This window comes from Nocardioides sp. BGA-UO-ETr-FS32, from assembly GCF_059567905.1.
Genome location: NZ_JCAQOX010000017.1, coordinates 536,009 through 553,557, shown reverse-complemented (window position 1 = coordinate 553,557; position 17,549 = coordinate 536,009). Strand labels below are relative to the sequence as shown.

Genomic DNA, 17,549 nt, shown 5'->3' with positions numbered 1-17,549 from the left:
ACACCAGGAGCACCCATGAACACCCTCTTGATCGCCAACCGCGGCGAGATCGCCCTGCGGGTCATGCGTACGGCGCGCCGCCTCGGCTGGCGCACGGTCGCGATCCACACCGACCTCGACGCCGACGCGCCGCACGTGCGCGCCGCGGACCGGACGGTGCGGGTCTCGTCCTACCTCGACATCGACGAGGTCGTCGCGGCCGCCCGCGAGTCCGGTGCCGGGTTCGTGCACCCCGGCTACGGCTTCCTCTCCGAGCGCGCGCCGTTCGCACGGGCGCTGGCCGACGCCGGCATCACCCTGGTCGGGCCGTCGGGCGACGTGATGGACGCGATGGGCCGCAAGGACGCGGCGCGCGAGGTGGCGCTCGCCGCCGGCGTACCGGTCGTGCCGTCGTACTCCCTCGCCGACGACCCCGCGACGTATGCCTACCCGGTGCTGGTCAAGGCCGCGGCCGGCGGCGGCGGCAAGGGCATGCGCGTGGTCCGCTCGGCCGACGGCTACGCCGAGGCGTTCGCCGCCGCGCAGCGCGAGGCGCTGTCGTCCTTCGGCGACGACACGATCCTGGTCGAGAAGTACGTCGAGTCCGGCCGCCACATCGAGGTGCAGGTCATGGGCGACGCCCACGGCACCGTGCTGCACTTCTTCGAGCGCGACTGCTCCACCCAGCGCCGCCACCAGAAGGTGCTGGAGGAGGCGCCGGCGCCCACCATCAGCGACGAGCAGCGGGCCGCGATCACCGCCTCGGCCGTCGCGCTCGCGCAGCAGTGCGGCTACACCGGTGCCGGGACCGTGGAGTTCCTCCTCGACAACGCGACCGGCGAGTTCTACTTCCTCGAGATGAACACCCGCCTCCAGGTCGAGCACCCGGTGACCGAGGAGGTGGTCCGGGTCCGGACGGGTGCGGCGAGCGAGCGGGTCGACCTCGTCGAGCTCCAGCTGCGGGTCGCGACCGGTGATCCGCTGGGCATCGACCAGTCGCAGGTCACGCTCGAGGGGCATGCCATCGAGGCCCGCGTCTATGCCGAGGACTCCTTCAACGGCTTCCTGCCCCAGGCGGGGCGTACGTCGATCGTGCGGTGGCCGTCCGCCGACGGTGTCCGCGTCGACCACGCCCTCGAGCCCGGGCAGGAGGTCAGCACCTCCTACGACCCGATGCTCGGCAAGGTCATCGCGTGGGGCCCGGACCGCGAGGCCGCCCGAGCGGCGCTGGTGGACGCGCTCGGGGAGACCGCCATCCTCGGCATCACCACCAACACCGGCTTCCTCCGCGCGCTCACCGCGTCCGACGAGTTCCGCGACACCACCATCGACACCGCCTGGCTCGACCGCCACGAGGTCCCGGCGCCCGACGCGGAGCAGGCGCGGGTCTTCGCGGCCTGGACCGAGGTGCTCCTCGAGACGGTGGGCACCACCGGGCCGTGGCACGCCGACGGCTGGCGGATGGGCGCGGACCCCGCTCCTGACACCCTCGTCCTCGGCACCGACCTCGTGGTCGTCGACCGGCACCTCGGCACCGTGACGCACGACGGCCGCACCCACGACGTACGCCTCGTGTCCGCGGCCGACCACACCGTCCACCTCCTCGTCGACGGCCGCGCCGAGCACGCCGTGCTCAACGTGCAGCGCGACTTCGTCGACGTCGTGCACCGCGGCCAGCGGTGGCTGTGGGAGCGGCCGGACCCGTTCGGCGACCACGCCGCGGGCGCCGGCGACGGCACGCTGCTCGCCCCGATGCCCGGCACCGTGCTCGCGGTCAACGTCACCGAGGGCCAGGCCGTGGCCGAGGGTGAGACGCTGGGGGTGATGGAGGCGATGAAGATGGAGCTCGCGCTCAAGGCGCCCTTCGCCGGCACCGTGACGTCGGTCGGCGCGGCCACCGGCGACCAGGTCAAGCTGGGCGCCCTGCTGTTCGTCGTGGAGGCCTCGGATGACTGACCTGCCCATGACCGTGCCCGCCGACGCACTCCCCGAGCGGGTCACGATCTACGAGGTCGGCCCCCGCGACGGCCTGCAGAACGAGCAGGCGATCGTGCCGGTCGAGGTCAAGGCGGAGTTCGTGCGCCGCTTGGTTGCCGCCGGCCTCCCGATCGTCGAGGCCACGTCGTTCGTGCACCCGAAGTGGGTGCCGCAGCTCGCCGACGCGCACCTGCTGATGACGGAGCTGGGCGAGGCGGGCCGGCACCTGCCGGTGCTCGTGCCCAACGAGCGAGGCCTCGACCGGGCCCTCGAGCTCGGCCTGGAGCACATCGCGATCTTCGGCAGCGCGACCGAGACCTTCGCGACCAAGAACCTCAACCGCACCTTCGACGAGCAGTTCGCGATGTTCGAGCCGACGGTCGCGCGCGCCCGCGAGGCCGGCATGGACGTCCGCGCCTACGTCTCGATGTGCTTCGGCGACCCGTGGGAGGGCGCGGTGCCGATCGAGCAGGTCGTCACCGCCGGCACCCGCCTGCTCGACCTCGGCGCGAGCCAGCTCAGCCTCGGCGACACCATCGGCGTCGCCACCGCCGGTCACGTGAAGGCGCTCGTCGGCGCGTTCGTCGACGCGGGCGTGGGCACCGACCGGCTGGCGATGCACTTCCACGACACCTATGGCCAGGCGCTCGCCAACACGTACGCCTCGCTCGAGGCCGGCATCACCACCTTCGACGCCAGCGCCGGCGGCCTCGGAGGCTGCCCCTACGCCAAGTCAGCGACCGGCAACCTCGCCACCGAGGACCTGGTCTGGATGCTCACCGGCCTGGGGATCGATCACGGGGTCGACCTCGACGCGCTGGTCGCGACGAGCACGTGGATGGCCGGGCAGCTGGGTCGCCCGAGCCCCAGCGCCGTCGTACGGGCGCTCTCGGGCACCGCGGGTTGAGCGGCGCGACTCCGACTCGGGCACAATCAGCGCCATGAGCCGCGTCGTCCACCTGCACATCGGCGCCCCGAAGACCGGCACCACCTATCTGCAGGACCGGCTCCTGCTCAACAGCTCGACCCTCGCCCGGCACGGCGTGACCATCCCCAGCCGCCGCGGCGGCCGGTCCGACATGTTCCACTTCCGGGCCGCGCTCGACCTCCTCGAGCAGGACTGGGGCGGTGCGCCGGGGCACGCCACGGGGGCGTGGGACGCGATGATGCGCAAGGTCCGCCGCGCCGACGGCAACGTCATCATCAGCCACGAGATCCTCGCCGGGGCCAAGCCCGAGAAGGTCGCCAAGGCGATGAACGACCTCGCCGGCGACGAGGTGCACATCGTCTACTCCGCGCGCGACCTCGGCCGCCAGCTGCCGGCCGCGTGGCAGGAGTCGATCAAGCAGGGCCGCAAGTGGCCCTTCCGCCGCTTCCTCACCAAGGTCGAGCGCGGCCAGACCTGGTTCTTCAACGCGATGGACCTGCCCACCGTCCTGTCCCGGTGGGGCGCCAAGGTGCCGCCCGAGCGGGTCCACGTCGTCACCGTCCCGCACGACCGCGGCCCCAACGGCGACGAGCTGTGGCTGCGGTTCTGCCGCGCGTTCGGCATCGACCCCGCATGGGCGCCGCTCGACTCCGAGCGCGACAACCGCTCGCTCGGCATCGCGGAGACCTCCCTGCTGCGCAAGCTCAACCGTCGCCTCGAGCTCGGCGTGTGGCGCGACCCGGCGTACGACGCCCTCATCCGCGAGCTGCTCGCCCAGCAGGTGCTCGTCTCCCGCAAGGCCGTGCCGGTCCGGCTGCCGCCCGACCGCTACGACTTCGCCGAGCAGCAGGCCGACCTCTGGATCGACTGGATCAAGGGCTCCGGTGTCGACGTCATCGGCGAGGTGGAGGACCTGCGCCCCCGCCGTCCCGCCGAGGACGAGACGTGGAAGGACCCCGACCGCGTCCGGGCCAAGCTCGAGCTCGGGGCCGCCCTCGACGCGCTCACCGTGATGACCCAGGAGGCGGCCAACCGCGCGTCGGCCGAGTCCGTCAGCGCCCGGCTGCGCGACACCGCCCGCCGACTGCGCGACCGTTGACCGCCAGGAGGTCGGGGGTGGAGCCGGGAAAGGAGCCGGACCTGGCGCGAGCGCACGGCTGGGTCGCCCACCTCCGCGCCGGCGGCACGACCCCGTGGCGGGCCTGGACCGCCGACGCAGACCCAGCGACGCGGGCGGTCCCCGGTGCCCAGCAGCTCGAGCTGCTGCGCCGGGTCAACTCGGCCGCCGACGGACCGATCCCGACGGCGCTCGTCGACCGGGTGCTGACGGCGCCGGCCGCCGGCCGCGGCAAGGCCGACCTGCCGCTGATCGGGCTCCCCGCCCCGTCCTACGGACCGCGACCGGTCGACCCCTCCCGGATCGACCCCCACGAGCTGCTGCGGGTGGCGAGCGTCCTGCTCGCCGACGACCTCGTCGACCTCGGGCCCGACCGCGTGCCGACGAGCTGGGCACGGCCGTGGCGCCGCCGGTTCCGGCTGGTCGGTGACCCGCTCGTCACCGTCGCCGCCCGCGAGCACCTGCTCGGCCGCGGCCGTCCCGAGGGCGGACCGCGCCCGTTCGTCGTGGCCGTCGGCGCCCCGCTCGACGACCTCCTCGCCCACACGTGGACGCAGCGCTGCTTCGAGCACGGCAGCAGGCCGTGGGGCGACTGGCTGCGCTTCTGGCGCGAGCGCGACCAGCTCCCCGCGCGCGTGGACCTCGTCGACTCCGTACACCGCTGGGGCGGCCGCCGCCCGTTCGTCCGGGTCGTCACCGACCTCGCGCAGCTGCCGGGCCAGGTCGGCGTACGCCACCTGCCGGCCGTGCGCACGCCGGGCGCCGACCAGGCCGAGCTGGCGCGCCGGATCGCCGCGGTCGTCGGGCTGCGGGCGCCGGTCGCCGAGCGGCCCGCCCTGATGCGCACGCTCCAGCGACGGATCCCCGACACCGGCGTCGCGCCCGTCGGGGTGCCGGCCGCGGAGCGGGACTGGGTCGCCGCCTCGGCTGCCCGGCTCGGCAGGCACCTGTCGCGCGCTGGCTACCCTGTCGTCGGCGACCTCGCCGATCTCGCGCCCCGGGCCGCCGTGGACGTCGCGGCGGGTGCCGACGACCAGCGGGTGCTGGACCTGGCGATCGCGATGATCGTCGACCCGACGTGGCGCACGGAGAGGCAGGTGGAGCGGTGAGCAGGCGGGTGCTGCTGCACGTGGGCTGCCCGAAGACCGGCACGTCCTACCTCCAGGACGTCCTCTTCCGCAACCAGTCCGTGCTGCGCGAGCACGACATCCTCTACCCCGCCGACCGCTTCGACGCCCACTTCCTGGCCGCGCTCGACCTGATGACGCTGCCCTGGGGCGGCATCGAGACCGAGGCCGTCGGCGCCTGGGACCGGCTCGCCGAGCAGGTGCGGGAGTGGCACGGCACCTCGATCATCAGCCACGAGATCTTCGCGCGCGCCACGCCCACCCAAGTCGAGCGCGCCCTCGACTCGCTGGGCGACGCGGAGGTCCACCTCGTGCTGTCGGTGCGCGACCTCGTGCGCCAGATCCCGGCGGAGTGGCAGGAGAACGTCAAGCACCGCAGCCACATCACCTACGGCCGGTTCCTGCGCACGATCCGCGACCCCGAGCGGGACTCCCGGATCGGGTCGTGGTTCTGGGCGGTGCAGGAGATCCCCGACATCCTCGAGCGGTGGGGCGCCTCCCTGCCGCCCGAGCACGTGCACGTGGTGACGCTCCCGCCGTCCGGGTCGGACCGGGGCGAGCTGTGGCGCCGGTTCTCGCGGGCCTTCGGCCTCGACGACCTGCCGCTCGACCTGACCGCCGAGCGCGAGAACCCATCGCTCGGCGTGCCCGAGACCGCGCTGCTGCGCACCGTCAACGAGCGCGTCACCTCGATCATCGCCCCGCCGGACTACCGGCCCCTGGTGCGCGAGACGCTCGCCCACCAGACCCTCTCGCGGGGCGTGGCCTCCGCCCGGCTGGGCCTGGCCCCGGCCGACCACGCCTGGGCGCGGGAGCTGTCGCAGGGCTGGATCGACGTGCTCGCCGCGCGCGGCTACGACGTCGTCGGCTCGCTCGACGACCTGCTCGGCCCCGAGCCCGGCCCGTACGCCGACCCCGACGCGGTGGGCGCCGACGAGCTGCTGCCACCCGCGCTCGACGCGATCGGTGCGCTGCTGGTCGAGGCCGCACGGCTGCGTGCGGTGGAGGAGCGTCTGCACGAGGAGCTGCGGGAGGCGCGCGAGGAGCGGGACCGGGCCCGCCTCACCCCGGCGTACCGCGCGAGGCGAAAGGTCGTCACCACGCTCGAGGGCAGTCCCGCAGGTCGCGGCACGCTCGACGCCTACCGGCGGCTGCGCGGGCGCACCGGCTGACGGAGGCCGCGGATCGCCCGGTCACGTCGTGACCTTCGACCCTGACGCGGTCCCGCCCGCAGACCTACGGTGGAGTCGAGGGCACCTGCCCGAGTGCCGAGCGGGCCCTCGGGAGGTGAGTTCGATGATGACGACACCGTCGCACGCCCACCGGGGCATGCACTGGGCACCCGAGACCCGGATGGGGTCGTGGGCGCTGTCCCTCGCCGGACTGGCCCTCGGCGGCACGGTCGCTCTCGCGATCGCCTTCGCGACGGGGCTGGAGCCGGCCGAGAGCTTCTCCGACAACTGGCTCCTGACCGCTGCCGGCTTCGCGATCCTGGCGAGCGCGGCTGGTTCCGCCGTGACCGGCGCGATCGCGCGGATCTCTCACCACGACCACGCGTGGTCGGTGGTCGCCGCCGTCGTCGTCGGCACCATGCTGACCCTCCTGACGCTCCAGCAGGTCGCGGAGGGCCTGGGCTGGATGAGCGGCTAGCGACGTCCACCTGTCAGTGACCGTCGACGGAAGGGGAGCGTGATGTTTGCCAAGGTCGTGAAGTGGACGGGCCTGGTCCTCGGCGTCGGCGTCGGTCTGGCCGGTGGCATCTTCGCCGCGGGCTATGCCTTCACCGACTGGCCCCTGTGGGTCGCGGCGGCGGTCACGGCCCTGTGGGTCGTACCGATGGTCGTCTTCAGCGCCCACGCCCTTCGCCGCCCCGAGCCCGCTCGGCGCGCCCTTCTCGTCGCCGCTGCGGGAGTCACCCTGTTCGCCGTCGTCGACGCGTTCTTCGACGTCATCCCGAGTGACGACTGGGGCCCGGTGGTGACGGTGATGGACCTGGCGCTGGTCGTCCCCGTGAGCTTCCTCGCCGTACGCCGGACGGGTCGGGCCGGGATGCTCCTGGTGGGCGTCGCGCTGGTCCAGCTCGTGGCGCTGGTCGTCAACGTGGTCATGCACGAGACCGGCGCCCTCCCCCCGGGCCCGGGGTTCGCGAACGCGGGCGTCGTGCTCTGGATGCTGGTGGTCGGGGCCCTGTTCCTGCTGGCCGGGCCGCCGGAGCGAGGTTCGTCGCCCGGCGGCCCCGCAACGCCGCATGCCGACGGCGCGGCGAACGACGAGTCGAAGAAGGTGTCACCATGACGCACGTACGCTCCATCGTCGCCGTGGTCGCGGCGGCCGTCCTGCTGCTGGCTGGTTGCGGGGAGGACGGCGACGGGCCGGGACCGTACGGTGCCTCGCCCTCCGCCTCGCAGGTGGCGGTCCCGACCGCCGAGGAGCTGGCCGCCGCCCTGGTGACGACGGACGCCTACGAGGGCACCTGGACCGTGAACGTCCCCCCGGACGAGGAGGCCGCGGTCAGTGGCGTGGTGTCGGAGGCCCAGCAGGAGATGCTGCCGAGGATGGAGTTCTGCGAGGAGGCCAGCGAGGAGTCCCGTGCGGCCGCGGAGGCTCTGAGATGGCAGGCCTTCCGGCAGCTCGACCGGACCGAGTCGGATCCCGTCGACATGGCTGCCGGTGATCGACGTGGCCACCTGGTCTTCGTCCAGGAGTTCCTGATGGCCGGCGAGCCCGCCGAGGTGGAGGCGACCTTCGAGGCGCTGCGTGACGGGATGCGTGCCTGCGAGGGCGACTTCCCTGCCGGGGAGGAGGGGGCCGGCACGGTCGAGCCGATGACTGTCCCTGCCGTGGGCGAGGACCGCTACGCGGAACTGACGACCATGGAGGAGGCCGGCGGCGGGGCGTACTGGTTGCTCCACAACGCGGTGGTGCGCGACGGGCCGGTCCTGATGAGCCTGCAGGTGGTCGACATCGTGGTGGGTGAGGGCGTGCAGCCCTCCTTCACGACCGAGGACGTCGGCACGTTCCTCACGACGGCCGTCGACAGGCTGCCGTAGCCGTCACGGGCCGGCCGCGGTCAGCGCCGGCGCGGCAGCAGCTCGCGGTCGGCGTAGCGGCCGATCCGCCAGGTCGCGAAGCCGTCGGCACCCATGCCCACGACGCCGCCGATCACGGGCACCTTCCGGCCGACCGTGGTCGCCAGTCGCTTGCCGGCCACCCGCGTGATGATGTCGGTCGCGACCACCGCGGAGATGGTGCCGTCGATCGTGGGGTCGTGGACCGGGGCCGTGGCGAGCGCCATGGGCGTGCTGGGCAGCTTGCGCTTCTTGACCATCTCCGCGACCTGCTCCTCGCCGAGCAGCAGCGCGAGGATCGCGTTGCGCACCCGCGGGTCGGTGAGGTCGTGCCCGCGGAGGTGGGCGATGCCGGCGACCATCCGGCACTGGATGATCGCCAGCCCGGTGATGTTGGCCGGGATGGTGACCGCCATGGTGACCACGCCGCCCACGTTGGTCGCGAAGCCCTGCGCACCCGCGATGCGCACGTTGTTCTCGATGACCTCGTGGATCGCCCGCTCGACGTTGCCACGCTGCTCACGCAGCTGCTTGTCGGCCGCGACGGCCGCTGGGGGGAGCGGCCCGACGCCGTCGATCGCACGGTTGAGCGCCTCACGCACGAAGCCGCTGGTCAGCCCTGGTGCGAGCTCCTGGATGCGCGGCGCGAGCTGGCGCCCGACGGTCTGCTTCAAGCCCATGCCCCGATCCTACGGCCGGGTCGGTCGCCGACGGCGCGACGGCGTACCGGGGTGAAAGGTTGTTCGCTACCGTGCGAATCGTGCCCATCGCCCCCGCTCCGACGCCGTGGGCCTTCCCCCCGCACTCGACGTGGGACCCGGACGACGACCTCGTCGCCCTGGGCGCCGACCTGGAGCCGGGCACGCTCGTGACGGCGTACGGCCTGGGCCTGTTCCCGATGCCGGTGACGCTCGACGCCGAGGAGCACCTCGGCTGGTTCTCCCCGGTGGAGCGGGGCGTCCTGCCGCTCGACGGCCTCCGCGTCTCCCGGTCGCTGCGTCGCTCGGTGCGCGACTACGAGATCCGCGTGGACTCCGCGTTCGACGAGGTCATGGCCGCGTGCGGCAGCCCGGACCGCCCGGACGGCTGGATCACTCCCCAGTTCCGCCAGGCCTACGGCCGGCTGCACCGGCTCGGCTGGGCGCACTCGGTCGAGGCGTGGCGCGACGGCAGGCTGGCCGGTGGCCTCTACGGCGTCGCGGTCGGAGGACTCTTCGCCGGGGAGTCGATGTTCCACCGCGAGCGGGACGCCTCCAAGGTCGCCCTCGTCGCGCTCGTCGACCGGCTGCGCGACGAGCACGCCGACCGCCGCGTGCTCGACGTGCAGTGGCAGACACCGCACCTGGCCTCGCTCGGAGTCGTACGCCGTCCGCGCGCCGAGTACCTCGAGTCCCTCCGCCTCTGCCTGGACCTCCCGCTGGCCGCCGCCTTCCGGCTGGACGATTGAGGACGACCACGGGAGGGTAGGCGCGAGCGTGGCGCGACGACGCGTCCGACCAGAGGGGATCTCGATGACCAACCGGACGACCATCCGTGCCCGCCTGACCGTGACCAGCGCCGTGCTGCTGGTCGGCGCCGTCACCGCGGCCTGCGGCGGGGGTGGCAGCGGCGCCCCGGGCGACGCGAGCGAGGACGGGTTCTGCGAGGCGGCCAACAGCCTGCTGACCGACCTGATGCCGGAGGACATGACCACCCCGGAGGTCCCCAGCGACGAGGACATGGCCCAGGCGGTGAAGGACTGGGGCACCCGGATGGAGGAGGTCGGCACGCCGGAGGACATCTCCGACGACGCCCGCGCGGGGTTCGAGGCCGTCCTCGACCAGATCGAGGAGATCGACGCCTCGGACTTCTCCGCCGAGAACCTCGAGGAGCTCGGCGACGGCGGTGCCGAGGCGTCCGAGGAGGTCCAGCGGCAGGCCGAGGCCTTCGGCGACTACGTGACCGACACCTGCGGCGACCCGATGGACGACATCGAGATGCCGGAGCTGGAGCTGCCCGAGACCACCGAGTGAGCCGATTTCCCGGTCCGCGGCCACGGCTGCGGCCCGGGCCGTACGATCGACGCACGGGCGAGGCAGAGGGAGGGTGCGGCATGGCGGTCACACGCGTGGGCAGGATCTGCTCGTTCTGCGGCGAGCCCGGAGGTCCCGGCACGGACCTCCCGCTGGTCGGCGGCCTGGGCGCCCAGGTGTGCGCCCGCTGCATCGACGACTTCCACGAGACGCTCCACGACGAGGAGCTCATGGCGGCCGCCCGCAGCACGTTCCCGTGGGAGTCGATGACCGACGCCGAGGTGCTCGCCACCCTGCCGATGATCATGGCCTCCGCCGAGCAGAACACGGCCTTCGCCCACGAGTGGGTCGACCTGCTGCGCACCCGCCAGGTGTCGTGGGCGGAGATCGGCCGCGCCCTCGGGGTGTCGCGCCAGGCCGCGTGGGAGAGGTTCGCCCGCAAATCGGGCGACAAGGGCGCGACTGCGTGAGACGATCTTCCGCGTCAGGGTAGTCTTGACGTCGAGAGGTGTCGGGCGGGCTTCACGGGGGTGAGTCCGACCGACACCTCTCGTGCGTCCGGGTCCGGCCCCGCCGCGCGGCTACTTCAGCAGCCTGGACATCCGCCGGTCCGCGAGCGGCTTCCCACCGGTCTGGCACGTCGCGCAGTACTGCAATTCCGAGTCGGCGAAGGACACCTCGCGCACCACGTCGCCGCACACCGGACACGCCTGGCCGGTGCGGCCGTGGACGGCGAGGTTGCTCTTCTTCTCGCCCTTGAGCTCGCTGGCGGCGAGCCCGCTCGAGCGCTCGACCGCGTCGCCGAGGGTGCCGCGCACGGCGTCGTACAGCGTCTGGAGCTCGGCGTCGTCGAGGCTGTTGGCCGGCTTGAACGGCGACATCCGCGCGGCGTGGAGGATCTCGTCGGAGTAGGCGTTGCCGATGCCCGCGATGATCGACTGCATCCGCATGACCCCCTTGATCTGCTTGCGCCCCTCGGCCTCGAGGATGTGGCGCAGCACGTCGATCGTGAAGTCGTCGGAGAGCGGGTCGGGGCCGAGCCGTGCGATGCCCTCGACCTGCTGCGGGTCACGCACGACGTAGATCGCCAGGCCCTTCTTGGTGCCGGCCTCGGTGATGTCGAGGCCTGGCTGCACGTCGAGGTCGGGGTCGTCGATCACGATCCGGGCGGCGAGCGGGTTCTTGGGGTTGGGCCGGGCCGGCAGCTCGGGCACCTCGTCGCGCCACCGGATCCACCCGGCGCGCGCGAGGTGGATGACCACGTGCACGCCGCTGGCGTCGATGTCGAGGAACTTGCCGTGGCGGGTCACGTCGTCGACGAGCGTGCCGTGCAACGCCTGGAGCGGCGGGTCGAAGGTCTTGAGCGCACTGAACGCGGTCAGGTCGACGCGGCTGATCGCGCGGCCCACGAGGCGGCCGCGCAGGTCCTGGACGAGGGCTTCGACCTCGGGCAGCTCGGGCACGATGCCGAGTCTAGGCACGAGCGCCCCTTGGCAGCAGGCCCCGACGGGGGTCACCATGGGTCATGGTCCAGCCGCGCACGCTCCCGCGCACCGGGGCGGTCTTCCTCGACCCCCGCGGTGAGGACCGCTCGCTGCGGGTCACCTGGCACCAGGAGCCGCAGCTCGTCGTGCTGTCGCTGTGGCGCGACAACGTGTGCGCCGGCACGTTCCGGCTCTCCGCCGACGAGGTCCCGGACCTGATCGCGCTCCTGCGCCGCGGGCTCGACGAGGCGTACGACGCGGCGCGCGAGCGGGTCGAGCGGGTCGAGCGGGTCGAGCGGCCCAGCGAGGCCGGCTGACTCGCCGACTATCCGGCAATCTAGGGAGCGGCCTAGATTCACCGATACGGTCTGATCGTGGACCCGATCCGGAATCCGTACGCCCCCGGCGCGGGCCAGCGCCCGCCCGAGCTCGCCGGCCGTGACGAGCAGCTCGCTGCCTTCGAGGTCGTCCTCGAGCGGGTCGCCAAGGGTCGCCCGGAGCGCAGCCTGGTGCTGACCGGTCTGCGCGGTGTCGGCAAGACGGTCCTGCTCAACGCGCTGCGGGGCACCGCCGTACGCAAGGGCTGGGGCACCGGCAAGCTCGAGGCCCGGCCGGGCCAGGGGCTGCGCCGTCCGCTGAGCAGCGCGCTGCACCAGGCCGTGCGCGAGCTCGGGCACCGCGACGAGGACTCGCTCGACCACGTCCTGGGGGTGATCAAGTCCTTCGCCCACCGCGACGCCGGCTCGGGCGCGAGGCTCAAGGACCAGTGGAGCCCCGGCATCGACGCCCCGGCCGTGCGCGGGCGCGCCGACTCCGGTGACATCGAGATCGACCTCGTCGAGCTCTTCACCGACCTCGGCGGTCTCGCCGCCGACGTCGGCAAGGGCGTCGGCATCTTCATCGACGAGATGCAGGACCTCGGCGCCGACGACGTCTCGGCGCTGTGCGCGGCCTGCCACGAGCTCAGCCAGTCGGGCCTGCCGGTGATCGTGGTCGGCGCGGGCCTGCCCCACCTCCCCGCCGTGCTGAGCGCCAGCAAGTCCTACAGCGAGCGGCTGTTCCGCTACCAGCGGATCGACCGGCTGGCCCGCGAGGCCGCGGATCGCGCCCTCGAGGCGCCGGCCGCCGAGGAGGAGGCGGCGTACGAGCCCGGCGCCCTCGCCGCGATGTACGACGCGACCGGGGGCTACCCCTACTTCATCCAGGCCTACGGCAAGGCCGTGTGGGACCTCGCCCCGCGCTCACCGATCACCGCCGCCGACGTCGCGGTGGCCGCGCCGGAGGCCGAGTCGGAGCTCGCGGTGGGCTTCTTCGGGTCCCGCTACGAGCGGGCGACGCCGGGGGAGCGCGACTACCTCATGGCGATGGCGGACGTCGCCGTCGCCCAGGCCGCCGACGGCGAGGCCGAGGGCGACGCGGTGCTCAGCTCCGACGTGGCCGCCGCGCTCGGCAAGAAGCCGCAGTCCCTCTCGCCGGCTCGTGACTCGCTGCTCAAGAAGGGGCTCGTCTACTCCGGGGAGCGCGGGCGGATCGCCTTCACCGTCCCGCACTTCGGGCGCTACCTGCGCGAGCGCGGCTGAACCTCCGCTGCTCCCCGAGCGGTGCCCCACCCACATCGCCGAGCCTGGAAATGTGGCTCAGGCACCGCTCACGCGGGGGGCGGCGGCGTACGCAGCTCCCGCGGCAGCTCCTCCAGCAGCCGCAGCCACAGCTCGCTCGCGGTCGGGTAGGACGCCACGGCGTGGCGCAGGACGTGCACCGGGACGCCGCCGGTGATCGCGACGGTCGCCGCGTGGACCAGCTCGCCGGCCTGGACCCCGACGAAGGTCGCACCGAGCAGCAGGCGCGACCGGGCGTCCACGACGAGCTGCGCGTCGCCGACCACGTGGTCGCGGAGCAGGCCGGTGCCGGCGGCCGACGAGGTGGGCACCCGCGAGACGACGACGTCGTGACCGGCCTCGCGGGCCGCGGCCTCGGTCAGCCCGACGCTCGCGACCTCGGGGTCGGTGAAGACGACCTGCGGCACCGGTGCCTCGCGGTCGGGCTCCCACGCGACCTCCCCCGCGGCCGCGGCGGCGATGCGCGCGCCCACGAGCCGCGCCTGGTGCTTGCCCCAGTGGGTCAGCGGCGGCCCGCCGCTGGCGTCGCCGATCGCGTGCAGCCACTCCGGCAGGCGACCGGAGGTCACGTCGTCGGCGGTCAGGTCCACCGAGGAGAGGCCAAGGTCGTCGAGCCGCGGCTCGCGGCCGATCGCGAGGAGCACCTCGTCGGCCTCGAGGTCGCCGGCCGACGTGGTCAGCGTGACGGTGCCGCCGTGGATGCGTCCGGTGCCGGTCGCGGCCGGATCCTGCCGGCGTACGGACTCGACCGACGTGCCGAGCAGGACCGTGATCCCGCGCTCACGCAGGCTCGTCAGCACCGCCTCGCCGGCGAACGGCTCTGTACGCGCGAGCAGCCGCGGGCCGCGCACGACCAGGGTCACCGCCGAGCCGAGAGCGGCCATCCAGGTCGCCGCTTCGCACGCGACCACGCCGCCGCCCACGATCACCAGGCGCTCGGGCACCTCCACCACGCCGGTCGCGTCCCGGGAGCTCCACGGGAGAGCGGCGGCGTAGGTCTCCGGCACTCGCGCCGCGCTGCCGGTCGCGATGACCACCGCCTGACGCGCCCGGACCAGCCGGTCGCCGTCGGCCGAGGTGACCCGTACGGTGCGCTCGCCGGCGAGCCGGCCGTCGCCCCGCAGCACGGCCAGCGCGGCGCCCTCGGCCCACGTCTGCTGACCGGAGTCGTCGTAGTGCGACACCCAGGCGTCGCGACGCTCGAGCAGCGCCTTCGGGGCGACGTGGGCGGTCGAGACGCCGGGCAGGTCGGCCGTCATCTCGGCGACCGCGACCGGACGCAGCAGCGCCTTGCTCGGCATGCACGCCCAGTAGCTGCACTCGCCGCCGAGCAGCTCGTGCTCGACGATGGCGGCGGTCATCGCCGTGCCCTCGACGGCGTACTGCGCAGCGTTCTCCCCGGCCGGTCCGCCGCCGATCACGACGACGTCGTACTCCAGTGCGTCCATGCTCGCGAGACTACGGGCCAGCCACAGGTGGTCGTCGCTTGCCGGTTCAACTACACTCGCCGCGAGGGGAGTACCCCACCAACGCTCGTCGGTCACTACGGCGCCTCAGCAGGCGCCCCGGCGAGCGGCCGTCTGTCGCAGGCGGCGGGGGAGACCTCAGGACATCCATCCTGAGGAGACCCATGTCGTCCATCGCGTCCCCCACCCTGTGGTTCATCACCATCGGCGTGGTGATCGCCCTGCTCGTCGTCGACTTCATCGCCACCCGCAAGCCGCACGAGGTCTCGATGAAGGAGGCCATCGCCTGGTCGGCCTTCTACATCGCACTGCCGCTGACCTTCGGCCTCTACGTCTGGAACGTCCACGGCGGCGACCGCGGGCTCGAGTACTACACCGGCTACCTCGTCGAGAAGACGCTGAGCGTGGACAACCTGTTCGTGTTCATGCTGCTGCTCGCAGCGTTCGCCGTGCCCGAGGTGCTCAAGCAGCGGGTGCTGCTCTACGGCATCGTCGGCGCGCTGGTGCTGCGCGGCATCTTCATCGCGCTCGGCGCCGCCGCCCTGTCCCGCTTCGACTGGGTCTTCCTGGTCTTCGGCGCGATCCTGCTGCTCACCGGCGTCAAGCTCCTGCGCGACGCGATCAGCGGTCACGACCACGAGGTCGACGTGGCCGAGCTGCGGGTCGTCAAGGTGATGCGGCGCTTCATGCCGGTCAGCGACGAGTACGAGGGCACGAAGTTCACCGTCGTGCAGAAGGGCACCCGCGCCCTGACGCCGTTCGCGCTCGTCACCGTGGCCGTGCTCGCGACCGACGTCGTCTTCGCCGTCGACTCGGTTCCCGCCGTCTACGGCATCACGGGCGACCCCTACCTGGTCTTCGTGACCAACGCCTTCGCGCTCCTCGGCCTCAGGGCCCTCTACTTCGTGCTCGAGGGCGCGCTCGGCGCCCTGGCGCACCTGAGCTACGGCTTGGCCGCGATCCTCGGCTTCATCGGCTTCAAGCTGGTCCTGCACTGGGCGCACATGGTGTGGCCGTCCGTCCCCGACGTGCCGACGCTCACCTCGCTGTTCGTGATCCTCGGCATCCTCGCCACGACGGTCGCCACGAGCCTGTACGCCAACCGGCGCGCGAAGGCGGCCGATCCCGACGACGACAAGGTCGCCGTCCCCTGAGGGCCTCGTCGGGCGGCGTGCGCCGGCACCATCGGCGTGCGCCGTCCGAGAGCGCCCGGCTGGTCTGGACCGCGGCCGGGCGGGGGACCGCGCGATGCCCACGTGGTCCACGTCGCGACCACACGCCGGTAACAACGACAATGCCGGCGCCCCACGGGCCTACGCTCCATATCACTGGAATCCGCACCAGCGTGGGAACGACACGGCGGAATCAACAGCCCTGTGGGGGGTGGCACGATGCTTCGACAGTTGCTCGATCCGACGGACGACGTCCTGACGCACCGCTGCATCCTGCTCATCTGTCCGGTGTGCACCGACCTCGACCGCACGATGTCCGGAGACGTCGCGGACACGGAGGTGCCGATGTTCGCCCTCCTGTGCGGCACCGTCGGCCTGCCCCTCGACAACCCGACGTGGTGGCCCGACGGGATCCCCCGCACCGGGTTCGCGCAACCGACCGTGGACCTGCTCGAGCGCACCCTCCGCGCCCTGCGGACCTCGCTCGCCCCGACGATCGCGGGCTGACCGCGAGGTCGGACTCAGTCGACGGTCAGCATCGTCGCCCCGAGGCCGATCATCATCGTGCCGCCGGAGGCGCTGAGGGTGTCGAGGCGCTCGGGCCGACGGGCGAACCACTGACGGGCCGTGCCGGCGGCGAGGGCCCAGACCGTGTCGGAGGCGACGGCCATCGCCGCGAAGACCAGGCCGAGCAGCATCGTCTGGAGCGCGACCGGTCCGCTCGGGTCGGTGAACTGCGGCAGGAACGCCACGAAGAACACGATCGTCTTGGGGTTGGTCGCGCCGACCGTGAAGCCGATCCGGACCGGGTGCCCGCGGCGTACGGGCGCCGACGCCGCCATCGCCAGCCGCGCGTCGCTCCGGTGGCGGATGGCCTGCACGCCGAGCCAGATGACGTACGCCGCGCCGAGCACCTTGACCGCCGTGTACGCCGTCGCGCTCGCCGCGACGACCGCGCCGAGGCCGACGGCCACGAGGGCGGCCTGGACGAGCAGGCCGAGGCCGTTGCCCGCCACGGACAGCAGCGCCTCTCGGCGACCCACGGTCAGGGCACGGCCGATGGTGAAGAGCAGGCTGGGTCCGGGGACCTGGATGAAGAGGATCGAGGCGACCAGGAATGTCACCCACTGGCTCGACGACGGCATGGCCCCAGTGTGGGACCACGCCGCCGTCGGTGTCGCGGGGGTTTCGATCGCGGGGATCGGCCCCGGCTGATCCGGCTCTGGCACATCCGACCTCCAGGGGGCACGCTGGTGGCATGACAGCAGGCATCGACCCAGCGGTCGCCCCGTCCGGCCCGGGCTGCGTGGAGTGCGAGGAGGCCGGCGGCTGGTGGGTGCACCTGCGCCGGTGCGCGCAGTGCGGCCACGTCGGGTGCTGCGACTCCAGCCCGTCCCAGCACGCGACCGCGCACTTCACCTCGACCGGCCACCCGGTGATGCAGAGCTTCGAGCCCGGCGAGGACTGGTTCTGGGACTTCAGCCACTCCGTCGGGGTGGTCGGCCCGCGGCTCGCCGACCCGCAGAGCCGCCCGGAGGACCAGCCCGTCCCCGGCCCCGCCGGCCGGGTGCCGGAGGACTGGCGCGACCACGTCCACTGA

Annotated in this window: 20 protein-coding genes; 16 read left to right on the top strand and 4 right to left on the bottom strand. The window is 73.1% G+C overall.

All coding sequences use genetic code 11. The features are described from left to right. Positions 1-15: 15 nt before the first annotated feature. The 8 genes from AC57BS_RS22850 (at position 16) to AC57BS_RS22815 (ending at position 8,178) form a co-directional block, all read left to right on the top strand. On the top strand, positions 16-1,935 hold the full coding sequence (locus tag AC57BS_RS22850; RefSeq protein ID WP_496413743.1) for an acetyl/propionyl/methylcrotonyl-CoA carboxylase subunit alpha: 1,920 nt from the start codon (positions 16-18) through the stop codon (positions 1,933-1,935). Next, positions 1,928-2,863 (top strand): hydroxymethylglutaryl-CoA lyase, encoded by a 936-nt coding sequence (locus tag AC57BS_RS22845; protein WP_496413742.1) that lies wholly within the window; start codon positions 1,928-1,930, stop codon positions 2,861-2,863. The genes AC57BS_RS22850 and AC57BS_RS22845 overlap by 8 nt, the downstream gene beginning before the upstream one ends. 34 nt (positions 2,864-2,897) lie before the next feature. Continuing rightward, the gene (locus tag AC57BS_RS22840) at positions 2,898-3,983 is read left to right on the top strand and encodes a hypothetical protein (protein WP_496413741.1); all 1,086 of its coding nucleotides are present in this window, start codon (positions 2,898-2,900) and stop codon (positions 3,981-3,983) included. Positions 3,984-4,000: 17 nt separating this feature from the next. Further along, entirely contained in the window at positions 4,001-5,110 is a 1,110-nt protein-coding gene (locus AC57BS_RS22835; RefSeq protein WP_496413740.1) for a hypothetical protein, read from the top strand. Then, positions 5,107-6,300, top strand: coding sequence for a hypothetical protein (locus AC57BS_RS22830; RefSeq protein WP_496413739.1), 1,194 nt, complete (start codon positions 5,107-5,109; stop codon positions 6,298-6,300). The genes AC57BS_RS22835 and AC57BS_RS22830 overlap by 4 nt, the downstream gene beginning before the upstream one ends. Positions 6,301-6,424: 124 nt before the next feature. Next, on the top strand, positions 6,425-6,778 hold the full coding sequence (locus AC57BS_RS22825) for a hypothetical protein (RefSeq protein WP_496413738.1): 354 nt from the start codon (positions 6,425-6,427) through the stop codon (positions 6,776-6,778). Positions 6,779-6,820: 42 nt separating this feature from the next. Beyond that, on the top strand, positions 6,821-7,423 hold the full coding sequence (locus tag AC57BS_RS22820; RefSeq protein WP_496413737.1) for a hypothetical protein: 603 nt from the start codon (positions 6,821-6,823) through the stop codon (positions 7,421-7,423). Continuing rightward, positions 7,420-8,178 (top strand): hypothetical protein, encoded by a 759-nt coding sequence (locus AC57BS_RS22815; RefSeq protein ID WP_496413736.1) that lies wholly within the window; start codon positions 7,420-7,422, stop codon positions 8,176-8,178. The genes AC57BS_RS22820 and AC57BS_RS22815 overlap by 4 nt, the downstream gene beginning before the upstream one ends. A gap of 20 nt (positions 8,179-8,198) precedes the next feature. Here the strand turns inward: AC57BS_RS22815 and AC57BS_RS22810 are convergent, their stop codons facing one another. Next, complete coding sequence (locus AC57BS_RS22810; protein ID WP_496413735.1) at positions 8,199-8,876, bottom strand: EcsC family protein; 678 nt, start codon at positions 8,874-8,876, stop codon at positions 8,199-8,201. Between the two features lie 80 nt (positions 8,877-8,956). Here AC57BS_RS22810 and aat point away from each other — a divergent pair, with 80 nt between their 5' ends. From aat to AC57BS_RS22795, 3 genes are all read left to right on the top strand, one after another. Then, complete coding sequence (gene aat / locus AC57BS_RS22805) at positions 8,957-9,643, top strand: leucyl/phenylalanyl-tRNA--protein transferase (protein WP_496413734.1); 687 nt, start codon at positions 8,957-8,959, stop codon at positions 9,641-9,643. Positions 9,644-9,707: 64 nt separating this feature from the next. After that, on the top strand, positions 9,708-10,208 hold the full coding sequence (locus tag AC57BS_RS22800) for a hypothetical protein (RefSeq protein WP_496413733.1): 501 nt from the start codon (positions 9,708-9,710) through the stop codon (positions 10,206-10,208). Between the two features lie 80 nt (positions 10,209-10,288). After that, positions 10,289-10,678, top strand: coding sequence for a hypothetical protein (locus tag AC57BS_RS22795; RefSeq protein WP_496413732.1), 390 nt, complete (start codon positions 10,289-10,291; stop codon positions 10,676-10,678). Between the two features lie 111 nt (positions 10,679-10,789). On the opposite strand, the gene AC57BS_RS22790 is transcribed toward AC57BS_RS22795, so the two are convergent. After that, complete coding sequence (locus tag AC57BS_RS22790) at positions 10,790-11,671, bottom strand: Fpg/Nei family DNA glycosylase (protein WP_496413731.1); 882 nt, start codon at positions 11,669-11,671, stop codon at positions 10,790-10,792. Positions 11,672-11,733: 62 nt separating this feature from the next. On the opposite strand from AC57BS_RS22790, the gene AC57BS_RS22785 reads away from it, so the two are divergent. After that, positions 11,734-12,009 (top strand): hypothetical protein, encoded by a 276-nt coding sequence (locus tag AC57BS_RS22785; RefSeq protein WP_496413730.1) that lies wholly within the window; start codon positions 11,734-11,736, stop codon positions 12,007-12,009. Positions 12,010-12,066: 57 nt separating this feature from the next. Beyond that, positions 12,067-13,272 (top strand): ATP-binding protein, encoded by a 1,206-nt coding sequence (locus AC57BS_RS22780; RefSeq protein WP_496413729.1) that lies wholly within the window; start codon positions 12,067-12,069, stop codon positions 13,270-13,272. 68 nt (positions 13,273-13,340) lie between these two features. On the opposite strand, the gene AC57BS_RS22775 is transcribed toward AC57BS_RS22780, so the two are convergent. Further along, positions 13,341-14,759 carry a dihydrolipoyl dehydrogenase family protein gene (locus AC57BS_RS22775; RefSeq protein WP_496413728.1) on the bottom strand — a complete coding sequence of 473 codons (1,419 nt, stop codon included), beginning with the start codon at positions 14,757-14,759 and terminating at the stop codon, positions 13,341-13,343. 182 nt (positions 14,760-14,941) lie between these two features. Here AC57BS_RS22775 and AC57BS_RS22770 point away from each other — a divergent pair, with 182 nt between their 5' ends. Then, entirely contained in the window at positions 14,942-15,931 is a 990-nt protein-coding gene (locus AC57BS_RS22770) for a TerC family protein (protein WP_496413727.1), read from the top strand. A 249-nt stretch (positions 15,932-16,180) separates the two neighbouring features. Beyond that, positions 16,181-16,456 (top strand): hypothetical protein, encoded by a 276-nt coding sequence (locus AC57BS_RS22765; protein ID WP_496413726.1) that lies wholly within the window; start codon positions 16,181-16,183, stop codon positions 16,454-16,456. Between the two features lie 14 nt (positions 16,457-16,470). On the opposite strand, the gene AC57BS_RS22760 is transcribed toward AC57BS_RS22765, so the two are convergent. Then, positions 16,471-17,094: a LysE family translocator gene (locus AC57BS_RS22760; protein WP_496413725.1), complete on the bottom strand. Its 624-nt coding sequence runs from the start codon at positions 17,092-17,094 to the stop codon at positions 16,471-16,473. Between the two features lie 113 nt (positions 17,095-17,207). Between AC57BS_RS22760 and AC57BS_RS22755 the strand changes: the two genes are divergently transcribed. Next, positions 17,208-17,549: a UBP-type zinc finger domain-containing protein gene (locus AC57BS_RS22755; RefSeq protein ID WP_496413724.1), complete on the top strand. Its 342-nt coding sequence runs from the start codon at positions 17,208-17,210 to the stop codon at positions 17,547-17,549.

Coding starts and splice junctions, on each gene's coding strand:
- AC57BS_RS22850 (WP_496413743.1), top strand. CDS start 16: ATGAACACCCTCTTGATCGCCAACCGCGGCGAGATCGCCCTGCGGGTC.
- AC57BS_RS22845 (WP_496413742.1), top strand. CDS start 1,928: ATGACTGACCTGCCCATGACCGTGCCCGCCGACGCACTCCCCGAGCGG.
- AC57BS_RS22840 (WP_496413741.1), top strand. CDS start 2,898: ATGAGCCGCGTCGTCCACCTGCACATCGGCGCCCCGAAGACCGGCACC.
- AC57BS_RS22825 (WP_496413738.1), top strand. CDS start 6,425: ATGATGACGACACCGTCGCACGCCCACCGGGGCATGCACTGGGCACCC.
- AC57BS_RS22820 (WP_496413737.1), top strand. CDS start 6,821: ATGTTTGCCAAGGTCGTGAAGTGGACGGGCCTGGTCCTCGGCGTCGGC.
- AC57BS_RS22815 (WP_496413736.1), top strand. CDS start 7,420: ATGACGCACGTACGCTCCATCGTCGCCGTGGTCGCGGCGGCCGTCCTG.
- AC57BS_RS22810 (WP_496413735.1), bottom strand. CDS start 8,876: ATGGGCTTGAAGCAGACCGTCGGGCGCCAGCTCGCGCCGCGCATCCAG.
- AC57BS_RS22800 (WP_496413733.1), top strand. CDS start 9,708: ATGACCAACCGGACGACCATCCGTGCCCGCCTGACCGTGACCAGCGCC.
- AC57BS_RS22795 (WP_496413732.1), top strand. CDS start 10,289: ATGGCGGTCACACGCGTGGGCAGGATCTGCTCGTTCTGCGGCGAGCCC.
- AC57BS_RS22785 (WP_496413730.1), top strand. CDS start 11,734: ATGGTCCAGCCGCGCACGCTCCCGCGCACCGGGGCGGTCTTCCTCGAC.
- AC57BS_RS22775 (WP_496413728.1), bottom strand. CDS start 14,759: ATGGACGCACTGGAGTACGACGTCGTCGTGATCGGCGGCGGACCGGCC.
- AC57BS_RS22770 (WP_496413727.1), top strand. CDS start 14,942: ATGTCGTCCATCGCGTCCCCCACCCTGTGGTTCATCACCATCGGCGTG.
- AC57BS_RS22760 (WP_496413725.1), bottom strand. CDS start 17,094: ATGCCGTCGTCGAGCCAGTGGGTGACATTCCTGGTCGCCTCGATCCTC.
- AC57BS_RS22755 (WP_496413724.1), top strand. CDS start 17,208: ATGACAGCAGGCATCGACCCAGCGGTCGCCCCGTCCGGCCCGGGCTGC.